The sequence below is a fragment of the Streptomyces sp. NPDC104106 genome, from assembly GCF_055584345.1.
In genome coordinates this window covers 84,656-105,531 of the sequence record NZ_JBVJMF010000021.1, presented here as the reverse complement: position 1 = coordinate 105,531, position 20,876 = coordinate 84,656, and the positions used below count along the sequence as shown (strand labels likewise).

At 73.2% G+C, this 20,876-nt stretch carries 19 protein-coding genes and 1 pseudogene; 13 read left to right on the top strand and 7 right to left on the bottom strand.

From position 1 onward, the window contains the following. Positions 1–75: 75 nt before the first annotated feature. Positions 76–972 (bottom strand): ABC transporter substrate-binding protein, encoded by an 897-nt coding sequence (locus ACZ60X_RS35780; protein WP_469607754.1) that lies wholly within the window; start codon positions 970–972, stop codon positions 76–78. A gap of 433 nt (positions 973–1,405) precedes the next feature. On the opposite strand from ACZ60X_RS35780, the gene ACZ60X_RS35775 reads away from it, so the two are divergent. The 8 genes from ACZ60X_RS35775 (at position 1,406) to ACZ60X_RS35740 (ending at position 12,538) form a co-directional block, all read left to right on the top strand. Beyond that, on the top strand, positions 1,406–2,263 hold the full coding sequence (locus ACZ60X_RS35775) for an amino acid ABC transporter permease (protein ID WP_469607751.1): 858 nt from the start codon (positions 1,406–1,408) through the stop codon (positions 2,261–2,263). Continuing rightward, positions 2,260–4,017, top strand: a complete 1,758-nt coding sequence (locus ACZ60X_RS35770; RefSeq protein ID WP_469607748.1) for an FAD/NAD(P)-binding protein — start codon at positions 2,260–2,262, stop codon at positions 4,015–4,017. Before ACZ60X_RS35775 ends, ACZ60X_RS35770 begins: the two co-directional genes overlap by 4 nt. Positions 4,018–4,050: 33 nt before the next feature. Continuing rightward, positions 4,051–4,812, top strand: a complete 762-nt coding sequence (locus tag ACZ60X_RS35765) for an amino acid ABC transporter ATP-binding protein (protein ID WP_469607745.1) — start codon at positions 4,051–4,053, stop codon at positions 4,810–4,812. Beyond that, positions 4,809–5,687, top strand: coding sequence for an LLM class oxidoreductase (locus tag ACZ60X_RS35760; RefSeq protein ID WP_469607743.1), 879 nt, complete (start codon positions 4,809–4,811; stop codon positions 5,685–5,687). Before ACZ60X_RS35765 ends, ACZ60X_RS35760 begins: the two co-directional genes overlap by 4 nt. 24 nt (positions 5,688–5,711) lie before the next feature. Further along, entirely contained in the window at positions 5,712–6,506 is a 795-nt protein-coding gene (locus tag ACZ60X_RS35755; RefSeq protein ID WP_469607740.1) for a DUF1684 domain-containing protein, read from the top strand. Between the two features lie 168 nt (positions 6,507–6,674). Then, positions 6,675–7,574 carry a S1 family peptidase gene (locus tag ACZ60X_RS35750; RefSeq protein WP_469607737.1) on the top strand — a complete coding sequence of 300 codons (900 nt, stop codon included), beginning with the start codon at positions 6,675–6,677 and terminating at the stop codon, positions 7,572–7,574. 477 nt (positions 7,575–8,051) lie between these two features. Next, positions 8,052–11,528 carry a DNA polymerase III subunit alpha gene (locus ACZ60X_RS35745; RefSeq protein ID WP_469607734.1) on the top strand — a complete coding sequence of 1,159 codons (3,477 nt, stop codon included), beginning with the start codon at positions 8,052–8,054 and terminating at the stop codon, positions 11,526–11,528. Then, positions 11,525–12,538 (top strand): DNA polymerase Y family protein, encoded by a 1,014-nt coding sequence (locus tag ACZ60X_RS35740; RefSeq protein ID WP_469607731.1) that lies wholly within the window; start codon positions 11,525–11,527, stop codon positions 12,536–12,538. Before ACZ60X_RS35745 ends, ACZ60X_RS35740 begins: the two co-directional genes overlap by 4 nt. Here ACZ60X_RS35740 and ACZ60X_RS35735 read toward each other — a convergent pair. Beyond that, positions 12,522–12,705, bottom strand: a pseudogene (locus ACZ60X_RS35735) (cupin domain-containing protein); the annotation flags it as partial. The gene ACZ60X_RS35740 and the pseudogene ACZ60X_RS35735 sit on opposite strands and share 17 nt — an antisense overlap. Positions 12,706–13,079: 374 nt before the next feature. Here ACZ60X_RS35735 and ACZ60X_RS35730 point away from each other — a divergent pair. Together ACZ60X_RS35730 and ACZ60X_RS35725 are read left to right on the top strand one after the other, a co-directional pair. Beyond that, positions 13,080–13,943 (top strand): esterase/lipase family protein, encoded by an 864-nt coding sequence (locus tag ACZ60X_RS35730; RefSeq protein WP_469607728.1) that lies wholly within the window; start codon positions 13,080–13,082, stop codon positions 13,941–13,943. A 169-nt stretch (positions 13,944–14,112) separates the two neighbouring features. Then, a complete protein-coding gene (locus ACZ60X_RS35725; protein ID WP_469607725.1) occupies positions 14,113–14,562 on the top strand; it encodes a GNAT family N-acetyltransferase in 450 nt (149 codons plus the stop codon). 13 nt (positions 14,563–14,575) lie between these two features. Here the strand turns inward: ACZ60X_RS35725 and ACZ60X_RS35720 are convergent, their stop codons facing one another. Beyond that, positions 14,576–14,710: a hypothetical protein gene (locus tag ACZ60X_RS35720; protein WP_469607722.1), complete on the bottom strand. Its 135-nt coding sequence runs from the start codon at positions 14,708–14,710 to the stop codon at positions 14,576–14,578. A 111-nt stretch (positions 14,711–14,821) separates the two neighbouring features. Between ACZ60X_RS35720 and ACZ60X_RS35715 the strand changes: the two genes are divergently transcribed. Continuing rightward, positions 14,822–15,445 (top strand): class I SAM-dependent methyltransferase, encoded by a 624-nt coding sequence (locus ACZ60X_RS35715; protein WP_469607718.1) that lies wholly within the window; start codon positions 14,822–14,824, stop codon positions 15,443–15,445. Positions 15,446–15,515: 70 nt separating this feature from the next. On the opposite strand, the gene ACZ60X_RS35710 is transcribed toward ACZ60X_RS35715, so the two are convergent. Then, complete coding sequence (locus ACZ60X_RS35710) at positions 15,516–16,016, bottom strand: ribonuclease FAU-1 family protein (protein WP_469607715.1); 501 nt, start codon at positions 16,014–16,016, stop codon at positions 15,516–15,518. Continuing rightward, positions 15,997–16,920, bottom strand: coding sequence for a GNAT family N-acetyltransferase (locus ACZ60X_RS35705; protein WP_469607713.1), 924 nt, complete (start codon positions 16,918–16,920; stop codon positions 15,997–15,999). Before ACZ60X_RS35705 ends, ACZ60X_RS35710 begins: the two co-directional genes overlap by 20 nt. Positions 16,921–16,990: 70 nt before the next feature. Between ACZ60X_RS35705 and ACZ60X_RS35700 the strand changes: the two genes are divergently transcribed. Continuing rightward, a complete protein-coding gene (locus ACZ60X_RS35700; protein WP_469607710.1) occupies positions 16,991–17,365 on the top strand; it encodes a GntR family transcriptional regulator in 375 nt (124 codons plus the stop codon). A gap of 46 nt (positions 17,366–17,411) precedes the next feature. On the opposite strand, the gene ACZ60X_RS35695 is transcribed toward ACZ60X_RS35700, so the two are convergent. Beyond that, positions 17,412–18,182 (bottom strand): DUF72 domain-containing protein, encoded by a 771-nt coding sequence (locus ACZ60X_RS35695; RefSeq protein ID WP_469607707.1) that lies wholly within the window; start codon positions 18,180–18,182, stop codon positions 17,412–17,414. A gap of 15 nt (positions 18,183–18,197) precedes the next feature. Further along, positions 18,198–19,307, bottom strand: coding sequence for a DUF5925 domain-containing protein (locus tag ACZ60X_RS35690; RefSeq protein ID WP_469607704.1), 1,110 nt, complete (start codon positions 19,305–19,307; stop codon positions 18,198–18,200). Positions 19,308–19,439: 132 nt separating this feature from the next. Between ACZ60X_RS35690 and ACZ60X_RS35685 the strand changes: the two genes are divergently transcribed. Next, positions 19,440–20,858, top strand: a complete 1,419-nt coding sequence (locus tag ACZ60X_RS35685) for a GH39 family glycosyl hydrolase (RefSeq protein WP_469607702.1) — start codon at positions 19,440–19,442, stop codon at positions 20,856–20,858. Positions 20,859–20,876: the final 18 nt, after the last annotated feature.

Genomic DNA, 20,876 nt, shown 5'->3' with positions numbered 1-20,876 from the left:
CGAGTGGGGGCACCTCCCGCGCAGCGGGGGAGCGTGCCGGGCGTCGCGACGGGGCGAACGCTGCCTGCCCGGGCACTAGCTCTTCAGCTCCGGCGGGCTGATCCGGGACTCCTTGATCGCCGAGCCCGTCGTGCCCCACTTCCTGAGGATCCTGGCGTAGGTGCCGTCGGCCAGGAGCCTGTTCACCGCCGCCTGGAAGGCAGGGGCCAGCCTGCTGCCCTTCTTGAAGGCGAAGCCCACGTCCAGGCGGTGGTACTCGTTCAGGAACCGCACGCCGGGCTGGTGGGCCACGGCGTAGCGCAGGCCGTTGATCGTGGACATCACCACGTCGCTGCGGCCCTGCTCCACCGACGACCACATCGCGCTCGGGTCGGCGTACGTCTGCACCTGGTACGCCTTCTCGCCCGCGTCGGCGCACACGTGCCGCTTCGCCTCCAGCGTGGCCTCGAACGTCGTGCCGGCGGTGGTCGCGACGTTCAGGCCGCACAGCTGCCGCAGGTCGGTGATCCGGGTCAGCTTGCTGTCCTTGCGGGTGGCGAAGCCCTGGCCGTCGTTGATGTAGGTGACGAAGTCGATGGTCCTGCGACGCTCTTCCGTGACACCGAAGTTGCTCGCGCCGAAGTCGTACTTCCCGCTGTCCAGGGCGGGCAGGATCGCCTCGAAGCTCGCCTGCTCCACCTCCAGGCCGACGCCGAGCACCTTGGCGACCGCCTTGGTGAAGTCGACGTCCTGGCCGGTCAGTGTGGTGCCGTCGGGGAGATAGGCGGTGCCGGGCGGTGTGCCGCCGACGCTGACGGCGACGGTCAGGTGCGTCGTTCCGGCCGGCAGCAGTCTCGCCGCCGCCTCGTCCTTCTTCTCGGCCGAGACGACGTCCGTGGTGGGTATCGCGCCGGTCCTGGCCGCCGCCCCGGAGGCGTCCGTCCCGCTGCCCGAGCCGCAGGCGGTGAGGAAGAGGGTGGCCGACGTGATCATGGCAAAAGGCAGCAAAAGACGCGAACGCATCAGACAGCGATCTCCTGTGGGCACGAGGGCACGAGGGCACGAGGGTGCGAGAAGCGCGAGGGGGGTGCGCGTGTGAAGGCGTGGTGACGTGGTGAGAGGGAGAACGCGAGGGAGCCCGCTCCGGGCGGGCGCGCGCAGGGGGTCAGCTCAACAGGAACAGGACCACACGCGACCGAAGTCGATGTGGGAGCGGGTGACCAGCCACTGCTGTGGATGCATGGGCCAAGTGGAACAGGCATCCGGTTCCGCGTCAACTGACGTGAGACGTACGGCTCACAGTTCGGACAGCCTTGACAGCGCGGGTAAACGCCCACGTACTCTCGACGGACGGCCCTGCTGAGGGGCTCGGCCGTGTGAAGGCACCACCCGTTCCGACGACTTCGACGCGTCATGGAGCCTTCACATGTCATCCGACACCCTCGCCAAGACCCCCACCGCACCCGGCATACCCGAACCCGCGGACGTCCCCCGGATCGTCCCGCGGCGCCGGTACGGACAGTGGGCCGCGGCCGTCGCCGTCCTCGCGCTGCTCGCGCTCGCGGTCGACTCCGTCGTGCGCAACCAGGCGTTCCAGTGGGACGTCGTCGCCGAGTACCTCACCTCGGACGCCATCCTGCGCGGACTGTGGCTCACGCTGTGGCTGACCGCCGTGGTCATGGTCCTCGGCTTCGCCCTCGGCGCCCTGCTCGCCGCCTTCCGGCTGTCCGCCAACCCCGTACTCAGAGCGGTGAGCTGGGGTTACGTCTGGCTGTTCCGGTCGATCCCGATCCTGGTCCAGCTGCTGCTGTGGTTCAACATCGGCGCCCTTTACCCGCAGGTGTTCGGCGTGAAGACCGTCAACCTGCTCACCCCGGCCGCCGTCGCGATCGTCGGGCTCACCCTGCACGAGGCCGCCTTCGCCGCCGAGGTCGTCCGCGCCGGCATCCTCTCCGTGGAGCGCGGGCAGATCGAGGCCGCCCAGGCGCTCGGCCTGAGCCGGTGGCGGCGCTGGCGGCGGATCGTGCTGCCGCAGGCGATGCGCTCCATCGTGCCGCCCGCCGGCAACATGCTGATCGGCACCCTCAAGGGCACCTCGATCGTCAGCGTCATCGCCGTCAACGACCTGCTGTTCTCCGCCCAGTTGATCTACCACCGCACCTACCAGGTCATCCCGCTGCTGATGGTCGCGACCCTCTGGTACGCCGTCGTCACCTCGCTGCTCGGCATCGTCCAGGCCTACGTGGAGAGGCACTACGCGCGCGGCACGGAGAGCGCCCGATGAGGCCGCAGCTGGTGATCGTGGGAGCCGGGCCGCGGGGGACCGGTCTGCTGGAACGCATCGCCGCCAACGCCCCCGAGCTGTACGCCGGCACGGGCCTGGACATCCACCTGGTCGACCCCCACCCGCCGGGCGGCGGCCGCATCTGGCGCCAGGAGCAGTCGCCGCTGCTGTGGATGAACTCGCACGCCGAGGACATCACCATGTTCACCGACGACACCGTGACCATGGAGGGCCCGGTGCGCGAGGGCCCCACCCTGCACCAGTGGGCCGGCCTCGACGGCAGCACCTTCGCCGACCGCCGGCTCCAGGGCCGCTATCTGGCGTGGGTGTACGAGCGCGTGCTGGCCGACCTGCCCGAGGGCATCACCGTCCACCACCACCCCCGGCGCGCGGTGCGGGTCAGCGGCCCGCGCGAGGGCCGCCAGCAGGTGTGGCTGGAGGGCCGGCAGCGGCCCCTCCTCGCCGACCTGGTGGTCCTGGCCCTCGGCCACCTCGACGCCGAACTCGACGGCGAGCAGGCGGGCCTGGCGGCGTACGCCCGCGAGCACGGCCTGGTGCACCTGCCGCCCGACTTCACCGCCGACACCGACCTGTCCCGGCTGCGGCCCGGCGAACCCGTGCTGGTACGCGGCTTCGGGCTGGCCTTCGTCGACCTGATGGTCCTGGTCACCGAGGGCCGCGGCGGACGGTACGCGGGGGACGCCTACCTCCCCTCGGGACAGGAGCCGGTGCTGTACGTCGGCTCCCGGCGCGGAGTGCCGTACCACTCGAAGATCGGTTACGAGTGGACCGGCGACCGGCCCCCGCTGCCCCGCTTCCTCGGGCCCCCCGAGGTCGAGGAGCTGCTGAAGGGGCCGGAGGGCTTCGACTTCCGGCGCGACGTGTGGCCGCTGGTGGAGAAGGAGCTGGGCTTCGCCCACTACCACCGGCTGTTCACCGCCCACGCCGGGCGGACGGCGATGGCCTGGAACGACTTCGAGGAGAAGTACGCGGCCGCGGCCGGCCCGGCCGAGGTCCGGGCGCTGATCGCCGCCGCCGTACCGGACCCCGCCGACCGGCTCGACCTCAGCGCGCTCGACCGCCCGCTGGACGGGGTGCGGTACGCCTCGCCCGAGGCGCTCCAGGAGGGGCTGCGCCGCCACGTCGAGGACGACCTGACCCGGCGTCACGACCCCGCGCACAGCGCGGACCTGGCGGTGTTCCTCGGGCTGCTCTCCGTGTACGGACAGATCGCCCGGCTCGGGACCACCGGGCCCTGGTGGCACGGGTTCTTCAGCTATCTGGCGTCCGGGCCGCCCGGGCCCCGGCTGCGGCAGATGCTCGCGCTGTCCCGGGCCGGGCTGCTGAAGTTCGTCGGCGCCGACATGACCGTGAGCGCCGAGGACGGGGTGTTCCGGGCCGCCAGCCCCACCGTGCCGGGCTTCCGCGTCGAGGCCCGCGCGCTGGTCGAGGCCCGGCTGCCCGAACCCACCGTCGGGCGGGCCCGCGACCGCCTGCTGCGCGAACTGCACGCCGACGGTGCCGCCGAGACCCCGCACGGGCTGCTCCGGGTCGACCGTGAGGACGGCCGAGTCCTCGACACGGCCGGGCGCCCGCATCCCCGGCGCTTCGCGCTCGGCCCGTACACCGAGGCCCGTACCTCCGGCGCCTTCACCCGGCCGCGCACCGGCGGGCCCGCGTTCCGGCAGAACGACGCAACCGCCCGGGCGGCGCTGGCCTTCCTGCGCACCCTGACCGGCCGCGCCGCCGCCTGAGCCACCCTCCTCGATCAGCAAGGGAATTCCTCTATGAGTGTCATGGTCGACATCCGGTCCGTGCACAAGAGCTTCGGCTCGCTCGACGTCCTCAAGGGCATCGACCTGACGGTGCGCGCCGGTGAGGTCACCGTCGTGCTCGGCCCCTCCGGCTCCGGCAAGTCGACGCTGCTGCGCACCATCAACCACCTGGAGAAGGCCGACCGGGGTGAGATCAGCGTGGACGGCACGCTGATGGGATACCGGCGCGCCGGGGACAGGCTGTACGAGCTGCCCGAGCGCGCGGTGCTCCGGCAGCGCACCCGGATCGGGTTCGTCTTCCAGGGTTTCAACCTCTTCCCGCATCTCACGGTCCTGGACAACGTCGTCGAGGCGCCGGTGTCCGCGCTGGGACGACCCCGGAAGGAGGCGGTGGAGCAGGCGCGCCGGCTGCTGGCGCGGGTGGGGCTCGGCGACAAGGCCGACGCCTATCCGAGGCAGTTGTCCGGCGGGCAGCAGCAGCGGGTGGCCATCGCGCGGGCGCTCGCGCTGGAGCCGAAACTGCTGCTGTTCGACGAGCCGACCTCGGCGCTCGATCCCGAGCTGGTCGGCGAAGTCCTCGATGTCATCCGGGACCTGGCCGCGCGGGGCACGACGATGATCGTGGTGACACATGAGATCGCGTTCGCGCGGGAGGTCGCCGACACGGTCGTGTTCATGGCCGACGGCAGGATCGTCGAGCAGGGGCCACCGGGCGAGGTGCTGGGCGCTCCGCGTGAGGAACGGACCCGGGCCTTTCTGGCGAAGGTGCTGTGAGCGCCCGGTATGCCCGGGGGCTGCTGCATCTCGCCGCCGGTATCGACCGGACCGGCCCGTTCGACCCCGGGGCGTGCGGCGAACTGGCCCTGCTCGCCGAGCGGGGCCGGCTGGACTTCATGAGCCTGGACGGTCCCGGCGACCGGCCCGGGGAGGCAGCGGTGGACGCGCTGTGCCGGGTGGCGCCCGCGACACGGCGGATCGGTCTGGTGGCGACGGTCGCCGCGACCGACGCCGGCTCGGTCCGGGGGCGGGACGCCGTGGCGACGCTGGACCGGGTGAGCGGCGGACGGGCCGGGTGGCGGATCGACGCGTCCGGGGAGGAGGAGGGAGGCCCGTCGCAGGGGGGTCCTGTCCGGGTGGTCGACGCCACCGAGGGACACGGCCGCGCCGTCGCCGCCCGGGTCGCCGACGTGGCCCTGGTCCACGTCACCACCCCGGCGCAGGCCGCCGCCGTACGCGGTGAACTGCGCGAGCTGGCCGCCGCGTCGGGGCGTGGGCCGGACGCGTTACGGGTCCTGGTGAGCCTGCTGATCGACCTCGGTGACGGGGAGTACGCGGCGGAGCCCGGCTACGGCGGGGGCGGGCCCCGGCCGACCGTACGGGGCCCGCTGTACCGGGGCGGTCCGGTCGACCTCGCGGAACTGGTCGCGGGCTGGCACGCCGACGGGGCGGCCGACGGCTTCCACCTCGTTCCCGTCGAGCCGCGCCGTGACCTGGAGCGGCTCGTCAACGGCACGGTGGCGCTGCTCCAGCACCGCGGGCTGTTCCGCACCTTCTATCCGGGCACCACTTTGCGCGACCACCTCGGGCTGGCCCCGTCCGTGCGGCGGGCAATACCCGGGCACCGCTCTTCCGTCCCCTCCGGGGGCTGATATCCGATGAAAGGGATGGACGGTATGACCGACGCCTCCGACGCGTGGAAGCAGTGGCACGAGCAGCGGGTGGAGACGGTTTCGGCGCCCTACGGGCCGCTCGCGCTGACCGGTACCCACTGGGCCGAGGACTATTCGGAGGGTCGACTTCCGGACATTCCGGGGAACTGGGTGGCGGACGCCGAGGGGATTGTGCTCACGGCCACCGACGCCGACGGCCTGAGCGTGGACGGGCGGCCCTTCGCGGGCGAGGTCCGGCTCGCCGCCGACCTCGGACCCGTGGCCGGGTCCCGGGTGGCGTACGGCGAGAAGCGGCTGGTCGTGCTGGTCCGCGAGGGAGTCTGGGGGGTACGCGTCTTCGATCCCGCGGCGGCGCGCCGGCGCGCTTTCACGGGCATCGAGGCCACCCCCTACGAGCCTCGGTGGTCGGTGCCGGGGCGGTTCACGCCGTACGGTGACCCGCGCACCGTGCGGGTCGAGAACGCGGACGGGCGTGAGCGGGGGTTCGCCCTGGCCGGGGAGCTGGCCTTCCGTCTGGAGGGGCGGGAGTCGACGCTTCAGGTCGCGCGGCAGGGCGACGGCGGGCTGTGGGCGGTCTTCGCCGACGCCACCAGCGGTGACAGCAGTTTCCGCTTCCGCTTCCTCCACCCGGCCGCGCCGGACGCCGAGGGGCGTACGACCGTGGACTTCAACCGTGCCCAACTCCCGCCGTGCGCCTTCGCCGACCACTTCATCTGCCCCTTCCCGCCGCCCGGCAACACGCTCGACGTGGCCGTCGCCGCGGGGGAGCGCGCGGTGCGTCGCGTAAAGGGGGTCTAAAGTTCTACGGCCGAAAGGCGCCCTTGTGGCGACCGGTCGTTCGGCCGAATACTCCCCCTCAGCGCTTGTCAGGGGCATGTGTGTTCGGTCTCCCGACCCTGCCCCTGGCTGCGCCTCACGGGCCCCGACCCCACGCGGGCCCCCGACTTCCCTTGGAGGGAACGACACGTGAGGATCAAGCGCACCACTCCCCGCAGCGGCACGGCGAGACCGACCCGGATGATCGCCGTGGCCACCGGTTTTCTGGCCGCGGCGGCGTTCGCCGCCCCCACCGCGAACGCCAGCGACGCCCACACGTTCAGCGCCACCCAGCTCACCAAGGCGAGCGACTCCGTCCGCCAGGCCGACGTACCCGGCACGGCCTGGGCGGTCGACAGCAAGACCGGGCGTGTCGTGGTCACCGTCGACAGCACCGTGTCCCGGGCCGAGATCGCCAAGATCAAGCGGCAGGCCGGTGCCCGGGCGGACGCGCTCACCATCAGGCACACCCCGGGAAAGTTCAACAAGCTGATCACCGGCGGTGACGCCATCTACGGCGGCTCCTACCGCTGCTCGCTCGGGTTCAACGTGCACAGCGGCAGTACGTACTACTTCCTCACCGCCGGGCACTGCGGCCAGGTGGCCTCCGCCTGGTACAGCAACTCCAGCCACAGCACGGTGCTCGGCACCAACGTCGGCTACAGCTTCCCGGGCAACGACTTCGCGCTCGTCCGCTACACCAACTCCTCGGTCGCACACCCGAGTTCGGTGGGCAGCCAGTCCATCACGAGCGCGGCCACGCCGTCCGTGGGGACGACCGTCTACCGTCGGGGCTCCACGACGGGCACGCACAGCGGGCGGGTCACCGCGCTGAACGCCACCGTGAACTACGGCAGCGGGGACATCGTCTCCGGGCTCATCCAGACCACGGTCTGCGCCGAGGGCGGCGACAGCGGCGGCCCGCTGTACGCCGGGACCGTTGCGTACGGCCTGACGTCCGGCGGCAGCGGTGACTGCACCTCCGGCGGTACGACGTTCTTCCAGCCGGTGACCGAGGCGCTGAGCTACTACGGGGTCACGCTGCCCTAGCGGTTCCCTCCGCCCCGGGGCCGCAACCGGCGCCGACTCCTTCGAGGCCCCCGCGGGCAGGTCGCCCGCGGGGGCCTCGCCGTGGCGCGGGCCCGCCGGAGTCCTACCCTGCGCGGGTCGCCCTTCCCCCGGGGGAGTGCGTGGGAGCACCGACGCGTACCCGGGCGGCGGGCCGCCGCGGCCGGAGCGGGAATCGCCGCGCCGGTCGCCGCCGGGGTCACCGGGCGGCACGCTGGCGCCGGTGAACCGGTACAGCCGGCCGAGTGGGCGCGCGCCCTGTCCCTCTCCACGGTGCACGGCGGATGTGCCCCATCCGAGCGAACTACCGGGGCGGGGCCGCCCGGCTGTCCGTCACGGGGGTGCGGATCGGCTGACCGGTTCGTCCGGCCGGGTGTTTGCGCAGGTGGGAGGCGCTCGAACGGGGATCGCACATGTGTTCGGGAATGAGGGTATGGTGGAGGTGGAAGTAGGGAACTGATGTTCGAGGAGGTGGGTGTGCCGGGCTTCGCGCATCTGCACACCGTCTCCGGGTTCTCCCTGAGGTACGGGGCATCCCATCCGGAGCGGCTGGCCGAGCGCGCCTCGGAGCGGGGGGTGGACGTGCTCGCCCTGACGGACCGCGACACCGTCGCGGGGGCCGTGCGCTTCGCCAAGGCCTGCGCGGGTGCGGGGGTGCGGCCGGTCTTCGGCGTGAACCTCGCCGTGGCGGAGGCGGCCGGGGCCGGGCGGCCGGCGGGGGACCCCGCGCTCGGGCGGGGCAGGCGGCGGGCGCCGGTGCGGGGCGGGGCCTTCGTCGACGAGTCGGCTCCCCGGGTGACCTTCCTCGCACGGGACGGGGCGCGCGGGTGGGCGCAGCTGTGCCGGCTCGTCACCGTCGCGCACGAGGTTCCCGGCGCGCCGCTGCTTCCCTGGGCCGCCCTGGGCGGCGAGGGGGTCGCGGTGTTGCTCGGGCCCGGTTCCGATGTGGGGCGGGCCCTCGCCGCGGGGCGTCCCGACCGGGCCGCCAGGTTGCTGGCGGCGTGGCGCGAGGTCTACGGCGGCGCGCTGCGGCTGGAGGCCGTCTGGCACGGGCGCGCGGGGACGGGCGACGGTTCCCTGCGGCTGGCCGCCCGTACCGTCGGCTTCGCCGCCGAGCAGGGGGTGCGGCCGGTGCTGACCAACGCCGTCCGGTACGCCGATCCCGGTATGGGGTCCGTCGCCGACGTGCTGGACGCCGCCCGGCGGCTGGTCCCGATCGACCCCGGGAAGGAGCTGGACTCCGGGGAGGCCTGGCTCAAGGGTGCGCAGGACATGCGGCGGGTCGCCGAGCGGGTGGCGGAGGCCGCCGGGTACCGGCGCGACGCCGGTCACCGGCTGCTGGAGCAGACCGTGGCCACCGCCGCCGCGTGCGTGGTCGACCCCGAGGACGACCTCGGCATCGGTACGGTCCATTTCCCCGAGGCCCACCTGGTGGGCGCCGGGCGGCGCGACGCTCAGCGGGCGCTGGCCTCGCGGGCGGCGGCGGGGATGATGCGGCTCGGGTACGGCGGGCGGCGCGCGTACTGGGAGCGGATGCACCACGAGCTGGACATCATCGCCCACCACGGGTTCGCCTCGTACTTCCTGACGGTCGCTCAGGTCGTCGACGACGTGCGGGAGATGGGGATCCGGGTGGCCGCCCGGGGGTCCGGGGCCGGATCCCTGGTCAACCACCTCCTGGGGATCGCGCACGCCGACCCGGTCGAGCACGGGCTGCTGATGGAGCGCTTCCTGTCCAAGGAGCGCGTGGTGCTGCCCGACATCGACATCGATGTGGAGTCCGCCCGGCGGATCGAGGTGTACCGGGCGATCATCGAGCGGTTCGGGGCCGAGCGGGTCGCGACGGTCGCGATGCCCGAGACCTACCGGGTGCGGCATGCCGTCCGGGACGTGGGTGCCGCCCTGTCGATGGATCCCGGTGAGATCGACCGGGTCGCCAAGTCCTTTCCGCACATCCGGGCCCGGGACGCGCGGGCCGCGCTGGACGAGCTGCCCGAGCTGCGGCAGCTGGCGCGGGAGCGGGAGCGGTACGGGCGGCTGTGGGAGCTGGTCGAGGCGCTCGACGCCCTGCCCCGCGGGGTCGCCATGCATCCGTGCGGGGTGCTGCTGTCCGACGCCTCGCTGCTCGCCCGCACGCCGGTGGTGCCGACCAGTGGCGAGGGGCTGCCGATGTCGCAGTTCGACAAGGACGACGTGGAGGATCTCGGGCTGCTCAAGCTCGATGTGCTGGGGGTGCGGATGCAGTCGGCCATGGCGCATGCCGTCGCCGAGGTGGAACGGGTCACGGGGGAGCGGATCGACCTGGACGCGGTGCCGGCGGGGGACGCGCGGACCTATGCGCTGATCCGGTCCACCGAGACGCTGGGATGCTTCCAGATCGAGTCGCCGGGGCAGCGGGATCTGGTGGGGCGGCTCCAGCCGAGCACCTTTCACGATCTGGTCGTGGACATCTCACTGTTCCGGCCCGGGCCCGTCGCCGCCGACATGGTGCGGCCGTTCATCGAGGCGCGGCACGGGCGGGCGCCGGTGCGCTACCCGCACCGCGACCTGGAGCGCCCGTTGAGGGGGACGTACGGCGTCGTCGTCTTCCACGAGCAGGTCATCGACATCGTCGCCATCCTGACCGGGTGCGGGCGCGGCGAGGCCGACCGGGTGCGGCGGGGGCTGTCCGACCCGGAGTCGCAGGGGCGGATCCGGGTGTGGTTCGCGCAGCGGGCGGCGGCGAACGGGTACAGCGCGGAAACGATCAAGCGGACGTGGGAGATCGTGGAGGCGTTCGGGTCGTACGGGTTCTGCAAGGCGCACGCCGTCGCCTTCGCCGTGCCGACGTACCAGTCGGCCTGGCTGAAGGCCCATCACCCGGCCGCCTTCTACGCCGGGCTGCTCACGCACGACCCGGGCATGTACCCGAAGCGGCTGCTGCTGGCCGACGCCCGGCGACGGGGGGTGCCGATCCTGCCGTTGGACGTGAACGTGTCCGGGGCCGCCCATCGGATCGAACTGGTGTCCGAGCAAGGGGTGTGGGGGCTGCGGCTCGCGCTGAGCGACGTACACGGGATCAGCGAGGCCGAGGCGAAGCGGATCGAGGACGGGCAGCCGTACTCCTCCCTGGTGGATTTCTGGGAGCGGGCCCGGCCCAGCCGGCCGTTGGCCCAGCGGCTCGCCCAGGTGGGGGCGTTGGACGCCTTCGGGGCCAACCGGAGGGATCTGCAACTGCACGTGACCGAGCTGCACCGGGGCGCCCGGGGTGGTGGCGGTGGTCAACTCCCCCTGGCCGGTGGGCGGGGGACCGCCGCGGCCGGGCTGCCGGATCTCTCGCCGGCCGAGCGGCTCAGTGCCGAGCTGGGGGTGCTGTCCATGGACGCCTCGCGCCATCTCATGGACGACCACCGGGAGTTCCTGGGGGAGCTGGGCGTGGTCTCCGCGCGCCGGTTGCGCGAGGCGCGGCACGGGGAGACCGTGCTGGTGGCGGGCGCCAAGGCGGCCACGCAGACCCCGCCGATCCGGTCCGGCAAGCGGGTCATCTTCTCCACGCTGGACGACGGCACGGGACTGGTCGACCTGGCCTTCTTCGACGACTCGCACGACGCCTGCGCCCACACCGTCTTCCACTCGTGGCTACTGCTGGTGCGGGGCGTGGTGCAGCGGCGCGGCCCGCGCAGCCTGAGCGTGGTGGGTTCGGCCGCTTGGAACCTCGCCGAGCTGGTCGAACTGCGCGCCGAGGGCGGGCTGGACGTGGTGGCGGCCCGGCTCGCGGAGCCGGTGCCGGACGGGGGCGGGGACGGGGGCGATGCCACCGGTGGGCGGCGGATCCACCTGCCCACCGGATACGCGATGCATCCGTGGGCCGATCTGCGGCCCGCGGGACAGGAGGCCGCACAAGGGCCTTCGACGGTACGGAAGTTGTGGCACCAGAGTCCGGGAAGTGCGGGATGACCATTCTCTGCGTACGTTTCCAGCTGCCGCCGATGTACGAGGCGGCCCTGCCGGGGCTGCTCGGACTGCTGGAGGACTTCACTCCGGTGGTCGAGGCGCTGCCCCCGGACGGGGCGCTGGCCGATCTGCGCGGCGCCGAGCGGTACTTCGGGCGCAGCGCGGTCGAGCTGGCCTCCGTGATCCGGGTGCGGGCCCTCGCGCGGTACGGCGTCGACTGTGTGATCGGCGCCGGTCCCGGGCCGATGCTGGCCCGCGTGGCGCTGCGTGACGCCCGGCCCGGGGTGACGTGTGCCGTGCCGCAGGAGCCGGACGCCCTCGCGGAGTTCCTCGCCGGGCGGCCGGTGTCCGCGCTGCCCGGCGTCGGCGCGGCGACCGCGCGCACCCTGTGCGAGTACGGCCTGGACACCCTGGGGCTGGTCGCCGCCGCGCCGCTGTCCACGCTCCAGCGGCTGATCGGCGCGAAGGCGGGCCGCGAGCTGCGGGAGAAGGCGAGCGGCGTCGACCGCGGCCGGGTCGTGCCGAACGCCGTCTCACGGTCGCTGGTCGCCGAACGGCCCTTCGGGATCGACGAGCTGGACGCCGACCGGCACCGCCGGGCGCTGCTGTCGGCCGTCGAGGAGCTGGGCACCCGGCTGCGCGCGCTGGAGAAGGTCTGCCGCACCCTGACCCTCACCGTGCGCTACGCCGACCGGTCCTCGACCACCCGCAGCCGCACCCTGAAGGAGCCGACCGCGCACTCGGCGGCCCTGACCAAGGCGGCCTACGGCATGTACGAGGCACTCGGCCTCCAGCGCGCCCGGGTCCGCGCGATCGCCCTGCGCGCCGAGGGTCTGGCCCCCGCCGACCAGGCCTCCCACCAGCTCTCCTTCGACCCCGTGGACGACAAGCTCCGCCGCGTCGAGGAGGTGGCCGACCGCGCACGGGCGAAGTTCGGGCCGCGGGCGGTGATGCCGGGGACGCTGGGCCGTGGCGGCGGCTCCACGGCCGTCCACCGGCCCAGGGCGGCGTGACGCGTGTGCCGTCGGCCGGCTCCGCCTCCAGGCCGACGGGGGTGGTGACCCAGGAGAGCGCGGTGTGATCGGTCGGGTTCTCCACGGCGAGGCCGGCGTGGGCGTCGACGATCACCGCTGTCGCCCGCCGGAATCTCCCCGCGCCAGGCGCACAGCCCCTCGCTGCCGCACCGCTCCGCTCGGGTCGGTACCTCGCGGTGAGCCGGCTGGTGGACGAGATCGTGCGCGAGGGGTACGCCGGGCGCCGGCCGTACCCGAAGGACGCGCGGGCCCGGCTCGTCGAGGCGGGATCCGCTGGCCGAGGGTGAAGTGCGCGCGCCGGGCGAGCAGTTGGCTCGCGTCGCGCCGTACGGCCCGATCCGACCCGCCTGGTGACGGGCTGCGGGGCTCCGGCACGGCTCTGCCGACACGGGAACTTTTTACTGGCGCGTAACTTCACACTTGCGCTACTCGCCCGTAACTTGACGAGTGAACAGCATCCTCGTGATCCGGATCACAGGGTAAGGCCCCCACCTCCCTTGAGCCGCAAGGAGATCACCCGATGCTGCCCTGGAAGCGAGCGCTCAGACCCCTGGCCGCGCTCCTGCTCACCGCCGCCGTCGCCGCCGTCCCCGCCGCCACCGCCCACGCCGCCGACGACGCCCCCAGCTCCGGCTGGAACGACTGGTCCTGCAAGCCCTCCGCCGTCCACCCCCGCCCGGTCGTCCTCGTCCACGGCACCCTGGGCAACTCGGTCGACAACTGGCTCTCCCTCGCCCCCTACCTGCAGGCCCGCGGATACTGCGTCTTCTCCCTCGACTACGGCCAACTCGTCGGCGTCCCCGTCTTCTACGGCCTCGGCCCCATCGACCAGTCCGCAGGCCAGCTGTCCGCCTTCGTCGACAAGGTGCTCGCCGCGACCGGCGCCGCCAAGACCGACCTCGTCGGCCACTCGCAAGGCGGCATGATGCCCCGCTACTACCTGAAGTTCCTCGGCGGCGCCGCCAAGGTGAACTCCCTCGTCGGCCTCGCCCCCGACAGCCACGGCGCCACCCTCAGCGGGCTGACCAACCTGCTGCCCTACTTCACCGGCGCCGCGGACCTGATCAAGGCCACCACCCCCGGCCTCGCCGACCAGATCCCCGGCTCCGCCTTCCTCGCCAAGCTCAACGCGGACGGCGACACCGTCCCCGGCGTGCACTACACGGTCATCGCCACCCGGTACGACGAGGTGGCCACGCCCTGGCAGAGCCAGTACCTGAGCGGCTCGGACGTCCACAACGTCCTGCTCCAGGACCTGTGCCCGCTCGACCTCACCGAGCACGTCGCGATCGGCCTGTTCGACCGCATCGCCTTCCACGAGGTGGCGAACGCGCTGGACCCCGCCCACGCGAGCGCCACCACCTGCGCGTCGGCCCTGAGCTGACGTGCCGTCCGGGGCCTGTCCGGCCTGAGCCGCCGCACAGGCCCCGGAAGTTGCTCAGAAGCTAGCCCCGAGGAACCGTGAAATCGCCCGTCGGCGGCGGAAGACGGAGATCCTTATGGTGGCGTTAAGGACGTGCTGAGACTGCGCTGAGGAAGCTAGCCTCCGCGCCATGACGAACGACGAGATCCGTCCCGCACGGGCCGCGGACGCAACCGCGGTCAAGGCCGTGACCGACGCGGCGTACCGCCCCTACGTCGAGCGCATCGGGGTGGTGCCCCAGCCCATGGAGGCGGACCACGCGGCGGACGTGGCCGCGGGCAGGGTGTTCGTCCTCGGGGAGCCGGTGACCGGGCTCGTCGTCATCGAGGCCCGCGACGACCACCTCTTCCTCGGCAGCATCGCCGTGCACCCCGACGCGCACCGCCGGGGCACGGGACGGCGCCTGCTGGAGTTCGTGGACGCACGCGCGCGTGACCTCGCTCTGCCCGAGGTCAGGCTCTACACCAACGCGATGATGTGGGAGAACCAGGAGATCTATCCGAAGTACGGCTACGAGGTCGTGGAGCGGCGGGTCGACGGGCCCTACGACCGCATCCACTACCGCAAGCGGCTGGACTGACCGCTCGCGCGGCTCAGCTGTCGGGCCACCAGGTGCGGGCGATGTCCCTGCGCACCTCCGGCCGTGCCGCGGGGCGCTCCTCCGCCTCGTCGCGGGTCCGGCGGCTGTCCGTCCTCTTGAGGGGCTTCTGCACGGTTGTACGGCGCATGGCTGCCTCCTTCACGACCTACCGGGTTCCGCGGTGGCGCGGAGATAGGCGCTTTCGGGGAGAGTTCCTCATCCGAGCCTGATTGTCAGTGGCGGGTGTCACTCTGGGGCCATGACGAACGCGATGCACCATCCGGCCCGGCCTGGCGCCGGCGGCCTCGACTGGGAGGCCGAGGCCGCCGGTTTCGACGACGAGCCCGACCACGGTCTGCGCGACCCCGAGGTCCGCGCCGCCTGGGCCGCCCGGCTGCGGACCTGGCTGCCCGGGCACCCCGCCGACGTCCTCGACCTCGGCTGCGGCACCGGCAGCCTGTCGCTCCTCGCCGTCGAGCAGGGGCACTCGGTGACGGCGGTCGACTCGTCCCCGGCGATGGCCGAGCGGGCCCGCGCCAAGCTCGCCGGGCGCGACGCGGCGGTGCTGTGCGGGGACGCCGCGAGCCCGCCGGTCGGCGACCGGCGCTTCGACACGGTCCTCGTACGGCATGTGCTGTGGGCCCTGCCCGCACCCGACCGGGTGCTGCGGCACTGGCGGACACTGCTGCGGCCCGGCGGCCGGTTCGTGCTGGTGGAAGGCGTCTGGGGGACCCTGGACCCCGTCGGCATACCCGCCGACGCCCTCACCGCCCTGCTCGCGCCGCTGGGCATGGACATACGCGTGGAGCGACTGTCCGGTGACCCCGTGCTGTGGGGCAAGACCGTGACCGACGAGCGGTACGCGGTGGTGGCGACCGGGTGAGCCGAGCCGGCGGCAGGCGGCCGAAGCAGCCGGGGCCTGCGGGGCCGCCGCCCCCGGGCCCTCGAAAATGTCAGGCCAGCAGGCCGGCGAAGCCGCCGGCGCGGGCCAGCGTCTCCAGCGCGTCCAGTGCCGCCACGGCGGCGGACGCGGCCCCGGGGTCCGTCACCGCCAGCCCGCTCGCGGCGAACTCGTCCTCGTCCAGCCGCCGTACGTCACCGCCGTCGGCGGAGCGCCACAGGTCCAGGTCGAGGTCCTCCACGACCAGTTGGGCGCCGGTGCGCACCGCCGGGCGCGTGATGTCGCAGTACCAGCCCTTCACGGTGCCGTCCCCGGCGCGGACCTCCTTCACCGCGTACCAGCGGTCCCGCCAGTAGTACTCGGTGAAGACGTCACCCGGCTCGAAGCGGACGAACCCGAAGTCGCGGACCCCCGCACCCGCCCACCGCGCGCGTACGACGACGCGGGTGCCGTCGTCGTGGAGCAGCGTGGCCGGATAACGGATCTTCGTACGGCCCGCCTTGACCAGCACGACCTCCAACTCGGTCGCCGGGTCAGTCGAGTTCACGGACATAGCGGACCTCCGTCGCGCAGACCTGGTAGCCGAGGGACCTGTTGATCGCGAGCATCGGGGCGTTGCCGGCGTCGTTGCCCGTGAGCGCCTCCGTACAGCCGGCGGCGCGGGCGCGGTGCAGCGCGGCCGTCTTGGCCAGCCTCGCCAGACCGCGCCCGCGGAAGGCACGCGCCGTGCCCGTCATCGCAGTGACATAGCGCGCGCCGTCGGTGAAGGCCACGCTGAAGGCGACCGGGCGGCCCCGCGCCAGCACCACCGTGGTCAGCCGCCGGTCGAGCAGCGGGTGCCCCCAGGTCATGTCGAGCCAGGTCTGGTAGTCGGTCAGCTCGGTGTCGACATCACCCGGCTCGTCCGACGTCGTCTCCGCGTCCAGCCGGAACAGCGGGCGCGGATCGTCCGCGAAGTCCGCCGCTGTGCGCAGTTCGACGCCCGGCGGCGTGCGCGGCGCCGGCAGCGCGGCGCCGGCCAGGTCCAGCCGGAGGAAATGGGCGGAGCGGCCGGGGCGATAGCCGTGCCGCTCGGCGAAGGAGCGGTTCTCGGGCTCGTCCAGGACCCACGCGAACAGCCTGGTCGCCCCGTGCGCGGACAGGTGCTCCTCGGCCGCACGGACCAGCAGTCCGCCCGCGCCGCGCCGTGTCCGCTCCGGGTGCACATAGACGTTGAGCATCCCCTGGCCCGGCTCCGGGCTGTCGTACGCGAGGGACACCTGGGCGGTGCCCGTCACCTCGCCGTCCTCCTCCACCACGAGGGACCGGAACCGGGCCTCGGGCGGTGTACGGGTGAGGTGGTGGAGCATGGCCTGCGGGGTCCACAGGACGTACGGGAGCGCGACATGCCGTACCCGCGCGAAGTCCTCGACGTCGCGGCGGTCGTCCGGGCGCAGATCGCGCACGATCACAGTCATGACAGGGGACCGTACGGGCCGACGCACCGACGTGCCTCTCATTTTCCCGCGCGTGCGGGAGAATCGGGCCGTGAGCCTGAAGATCCGCATCGATGACAGCGCGCCCCCGTACGAGCAGGTGCGGGCGCAGATCTCCGAACAGGCGCGGTCGGGCGTGCTGCCGGTGGGGTACCGGCTGCCGACCGTGCGGGGGCTGGCCGAGTCGCTGGGGCTCGCCGTGAACACGGTGGCCAAGGCGTACCGGACGCTGGAGAGCGACGGGGTGATCGAGACGCGGGGGCGCAACGGTACGTTCGTGGCGGCAGCCGGCTCGGCCGCGGAGCGGGAGGCGTCCCTGGCCGCGCAGGCCTACGCCGAGCGGGTACGGCGGCTGGGACTGGGTCAGGCGCAGGCGCTGGCCGCCGTGCGCGACGCCCTGCGGGCCGGTTACGCGGACGGCGGCTGAACAGGGCCCGGCACCGCCGGCCGGCGCCGTCGCGGGGGAGGGGAGGTCACCGGTGCTTCGCCGGCTCCGGCACCCGGGTCACCGTCAGGCCCGCCCGCCTCGCCGCCCGGCCGAACGCCACCGCGTCCTCCACCGCCGCCCCGCCGGGATCGTTGTTGAAATAGGCGTACACGTCACACGCGTCGGACCATGTCGTCGCGATCCGGTCCACCCACGTCTCCAGCGAGCGGCGGCCGTAGCGCGGCCAGGGCAGGGCGCGGCCCTGGTGGAAGCGGACGTAGCCCCAGTCGGTGGTGCGCCACAGCGGGGTGACCGGGCGGGCCAGCACGTCCGCCCAGCACAGGGCCGCGCCCCGGGCCGACAGCACCTCGCGCACCTCGGCCGTCCACCAGGACTCGTGCCGGGGCTCCACCGCCACCCTCGTACCGGACGGGAAGCGGGCCAGGCAGGCGTCCAGCAGGGCGGGATCGGCGCGCAGGGTCGGCGGGAGCTGGAGGAGGACCGGGCCCAGGCGGTCACCGAGGCCCGCGGCGTGGGTCATCAGACGCTGGACCGGCTCGTCGGGCTCCTTCAGGCGCTTGATGTGGGTGAGGAAGCGACTGGCCTTGACGGCGACGACGAAGTCCGGCGGGACGCGGTCACGCCAGGCCGCGAAGTTCTCGAACGAGGGGAGCCGGTAGAAGGCGTTGTTGATCTCGACCGTCGCGAAGAGGCGGGTGTACTCCTCCAGCCACAGCCGTGCCGGGACGCCGGCCGGATAGACGCGGTCCCGCCAGTCCTTGTACTGCCACCCGGAGGTGCCGACCCACAAGGTCACAGCACCATCAAAGCACTACAGGTACAGGCCCGCGTCCGCGCCCTCCCGGGCCCCCGGCACCGACGTCGGGGCCGTGCCCCGGCGCAGCGCGTACAGCTCGGCCAGGGTGGCGCCCTCGCGGCCGACGGCGTCCTCCCGGCCGTGGGCCTCGACACCGAGCCAGTCCACCGCCTCCCGGCGGCTGAGCGGGCCCACCTCGATCCGGGCCAGACAGCGGCCGGGGCGGACCACGGCCGGGTGCAGGCGCTCCAGGTCCTCGTTGGTGGTGACGCCGACCAGGACGTTGCGGCCCTGGCCGAGCAGGCCGTCGGTGAGGTTCAGCAGCCGGGACAGGGCCTGGCCCGCCGTGTGCTTGGCCTCGCCGCGGATCAGCTCGTCGCAGTCCTCCAGCAGGAGCAGGCGCCAGCGGCCCTTGCCCGCGCCGTCCTCCTCCCCGATCGCGATGTCCATCAGGTAGCCGACGTCGGAGAAGAGCCGCTCGGGGTCCAGGACGCAGTCGACCTGGCACCACTCCCGCCAGGAGCGGGCCAGGGTGCGCAGCGCGGAGGTCTTGCCGGTGCCGGGCGGGCCGTGCAGCAGCAGCAGACGCCCGGCGATGTCCTGCGGTGTCGTCCTCATCAGGCGGTCCATGGCGTTTGCCACCGGCGCCGAGTAGTTCGGCCGGATCTCGTCCCAGGTGCCCGCGGAGATCTGGCGGGTGGTGCGGTGCGGACCGCGCCGGGGGGAGACGTACCAGAAGCCCATCGTCACGTTCTCGGGCTGCGGCTCGGGCTCGTCGGCCGCGCCGTCCGTGGCCTGGTCCAGGATCCGCTGGGCGAGTTCGGCGCTGGTCGCGGTGACCGTGATGTCCGCGCCGCGGTTCCAGCGGGAGACCAGCAGGGTCCAGCCGTCGCCCTCGGCGAGGGTGGCGCTGCGGTCGTCGTCGCGGGCGGCGCGCAGCACCCGGGCGCCGTCGGGCAGAAGGGTCGCGCCCGAGCGGACGCGGTCGATGTTCGCGGCGTGCGAGTACGGCTGCTCGCCCGTCGCGAAGCGGCCGAGGAACAGCGCGTCGACGACGTCGGACGGCGAGTCGGAGTCGTCGACGTGGAGCCGGATCGGCAGAGCGTCGTGTGGGTTCGCAGACATGCCGCCATGATCCGCCACCGATGCCCTCCGCGCACGGCATTTCCTCCCCTTGTCCGTGGTGTTCCCGGGACCTGTTCCCGGTGTCCCGGAAACCCGCCGGACGCTCCCCCTCCGCCCTTACTGTTGTCCTTGATGGGACGTCATGGGTGGGATTCGGATACTCGGCGGTGGCGGCTCACCGCCCTGCTCGGTGTCGGCGCGGCCGCGCTGGCCCTGGTGGTGACCCTGTTCGGCACGCTGTCCGGCGGCCCCAGCACGGCCGGCACCACCCGCGACGGCGCCACGGTGCACGGCACCCCGGCCGTCCCCGGCGGGACACCGAGGCCGTACGTCGGCTGGGGCCTCACGCACACGCAGTACAGCGCCGACGAGGGGGCGCGGGCCGCCACGGGCCGGGTGGCCCAGCGGCTCAGGCAGGACGGCGGGCTGGCGCAGAACCAGCACATCATGGGCTGGGGCGCCGACAACCCCGAACCGGTCAAGGGTCACTACGACTTCGGCGCCCTGGACCGCCGCATCGACTTCATGCGGGCCTCCGGCGGCACCCCGGTGATCACCCTGTGCTGCGCCCCGGACTGGATGAAGGGCGGCAAGGCCGGCGCGGACCGCACCGACTGGAGCCGGGCCGCCCTGGAGACCGCCCCCACCCCCGACCACTACCAGGACTTCGCCGACCTCGCCGCGACCGTCGCCCGGCGCTATCCGGACGTCAGGCACTTCATCGTCTGGAACGAGTTCAAGGGCTTCTGGAACGACGCCGGCTCCCGCTGGGACTACGAGGGATACACCCGGCTGTACAACCTCGTGTACACGGCGCTGAAGAAGGTCGACAAGAACATCATGGTCGGCGGGCCGTACCTGGTCATGGACAGTGTGGACCCGCGCGACCCGAACGCCTCCGGCTCGGTGAAGGGCCCGTGGGGCGCCATGGACCAGCGGGTGCTGGACGCCTTCTCCTACTGGAACGCCCACAGGGCCGGCGCCGACTTCACCGTGGTCGACGGCTCCAGCTACACCCGCGGCGACGAACTCCTGCCCGACGAGTTCGCGGCCACCGACAAGCTCACCGCCGTCGGCCGGTGGATCCGGCACCGGACGCGCGGTCTGCCGCTGTGGTGGGCCGAGTACTACGTCGAGCCCGGCGACGGCGACGGCAACCGCACCGGCTGGACCGAAGCCCACCGCGTCGCCGTACAGGCCACCGGCATGATCGCGATGGTGGAGGGCGGCGCCGACTCGGGCTTCTACTGGAACCCGGAGGAGAAGGCCGGCACCGGCTGCGCCGGCTGCCTGTGGACACCGACCGACACCGGTGACGGCGGCACGCCCCTGCCCCTGTACGACCTGGTGTCCCGGTTCGCCCGGGCGTTCCCGCCGGGGACGGCGTACGAGACGCTCCAGGTCGCGCCCGACGACGTCCCGGACGTGCGCGTGCTGGCCACCGCCAGGACCGTCCTCGTGGTCAACACGCGGAACCGGACGATCAGCGCACAGGTCGACGGCAAGCGGTTCGACATGCGGCCGTACGAGGTGAAGTGGCTCGACCGCTGAGCCACCCCACCGCGCCAC

Coding starts and splice junctions, on each gene's coding strand:
- ACZ60X_RS35765 (WP_469607745.1), top strand. CDS start 4,051: ATGAGTGTCATGGTCGACATCCGGTCCGTGCACAAGAGCTTCGGCTCG.
- ACZ60X_RS35730 (WP_469607728.1), top strand. CDS start 13,080: ATGCTGCCCTGGAAGCGAGCGCTCAGACCCCTGGCCGCGCTCCTGCTC.
- ACZ60X_RS35725 (WP_469607725.1), top strand. CDS start 14,113: ATGACGAACGACGAGATCCGTCCCGCACGGGCCGCGGACGCAACCGCG.
- ACZ60X_RS35715 (WP_469607718.1), top strand. CDS start 14,822: ATGACGAACGCGATGCACCATCCGGCCCGGCCTGGCGCCGGCGGCCTC.
- ACZ60X_RS35755 (WP_469607740.1), top strand. CDS start 5,712: ATGACCGACGCCTCCGACGCGTGGAAGCAGTGGCACGAGCAGCGGGTG.
- ACZ60X_RS35775 (WP_469607751.1), top strand. CDS start 1,406: ATGTCATCCGACACCCTCGCCAAGACCCCCACCGCACCCGGCATACCC.
- ACZ60X_RS35685 (WP_469607702.1), top strand. CDS start 19,440: ATGGGACGTCATGGGTGGGATTCGGATACTCGGCGGTGGCGGCTCACC.
- ACZ60X_RS35770 (WP_469607748.1), top strand. CDS start 2,260: ATGAGGCCGCAGCTGGTGATCGTGGGAGCCGGGCCGCGGGGGACCGGT.
- ACZ60X_RS35720 (WP_469607722.1), bottom strand. CDS start 14,710: ATGCGCCGTACAACCGTGCAGAAGCCCCTCAAGAGGACGGACAGCCGC.
- ACZ60X_RS35780 (WP_469607754.1), bottom strand. CDS start 972: ATGATCACGTCGGCCACCCTCTTCCTCACCGCCTGCGGCTCGGGCAGC.
- ACZ60X_RS35705 (WP_469607713.1), bottom strand. CDS start 16,920: ATGACTGTGATCGTGCGCGATCTGCGCCCGGACGACCGCCGCGACGTC.
- ACZ60X_RS35745 (WP_469607734.1), top strand. CDS start 8,052: ATGTTCGAGGAGGTGGGTGTGCCGGGCTTCGCGCATCTGCACACCGTC.
- ACZ60X_RS35710 (WP_469607715.1), bottom strand. CDS start 16,016: ATGTCCGTGAACTCGACTGACCCGGCGACCGAGTTGGAGGTCGTGCTG.
- ACZ60X_RS35690 (WP_469607704.1), bottom strand. CDS start 19,307: ATGTCTGCGAACCCACACGACGCTCTGCCGATCCGGCTCCACGTCGAC.
- ACZ60X_RS35740 (WP_469607731.1), top strand. CDS start 11,525: ATGACCATTCTCTGCGTACGTTTCCAGCTGCCGCCGATGTACGAGGCG.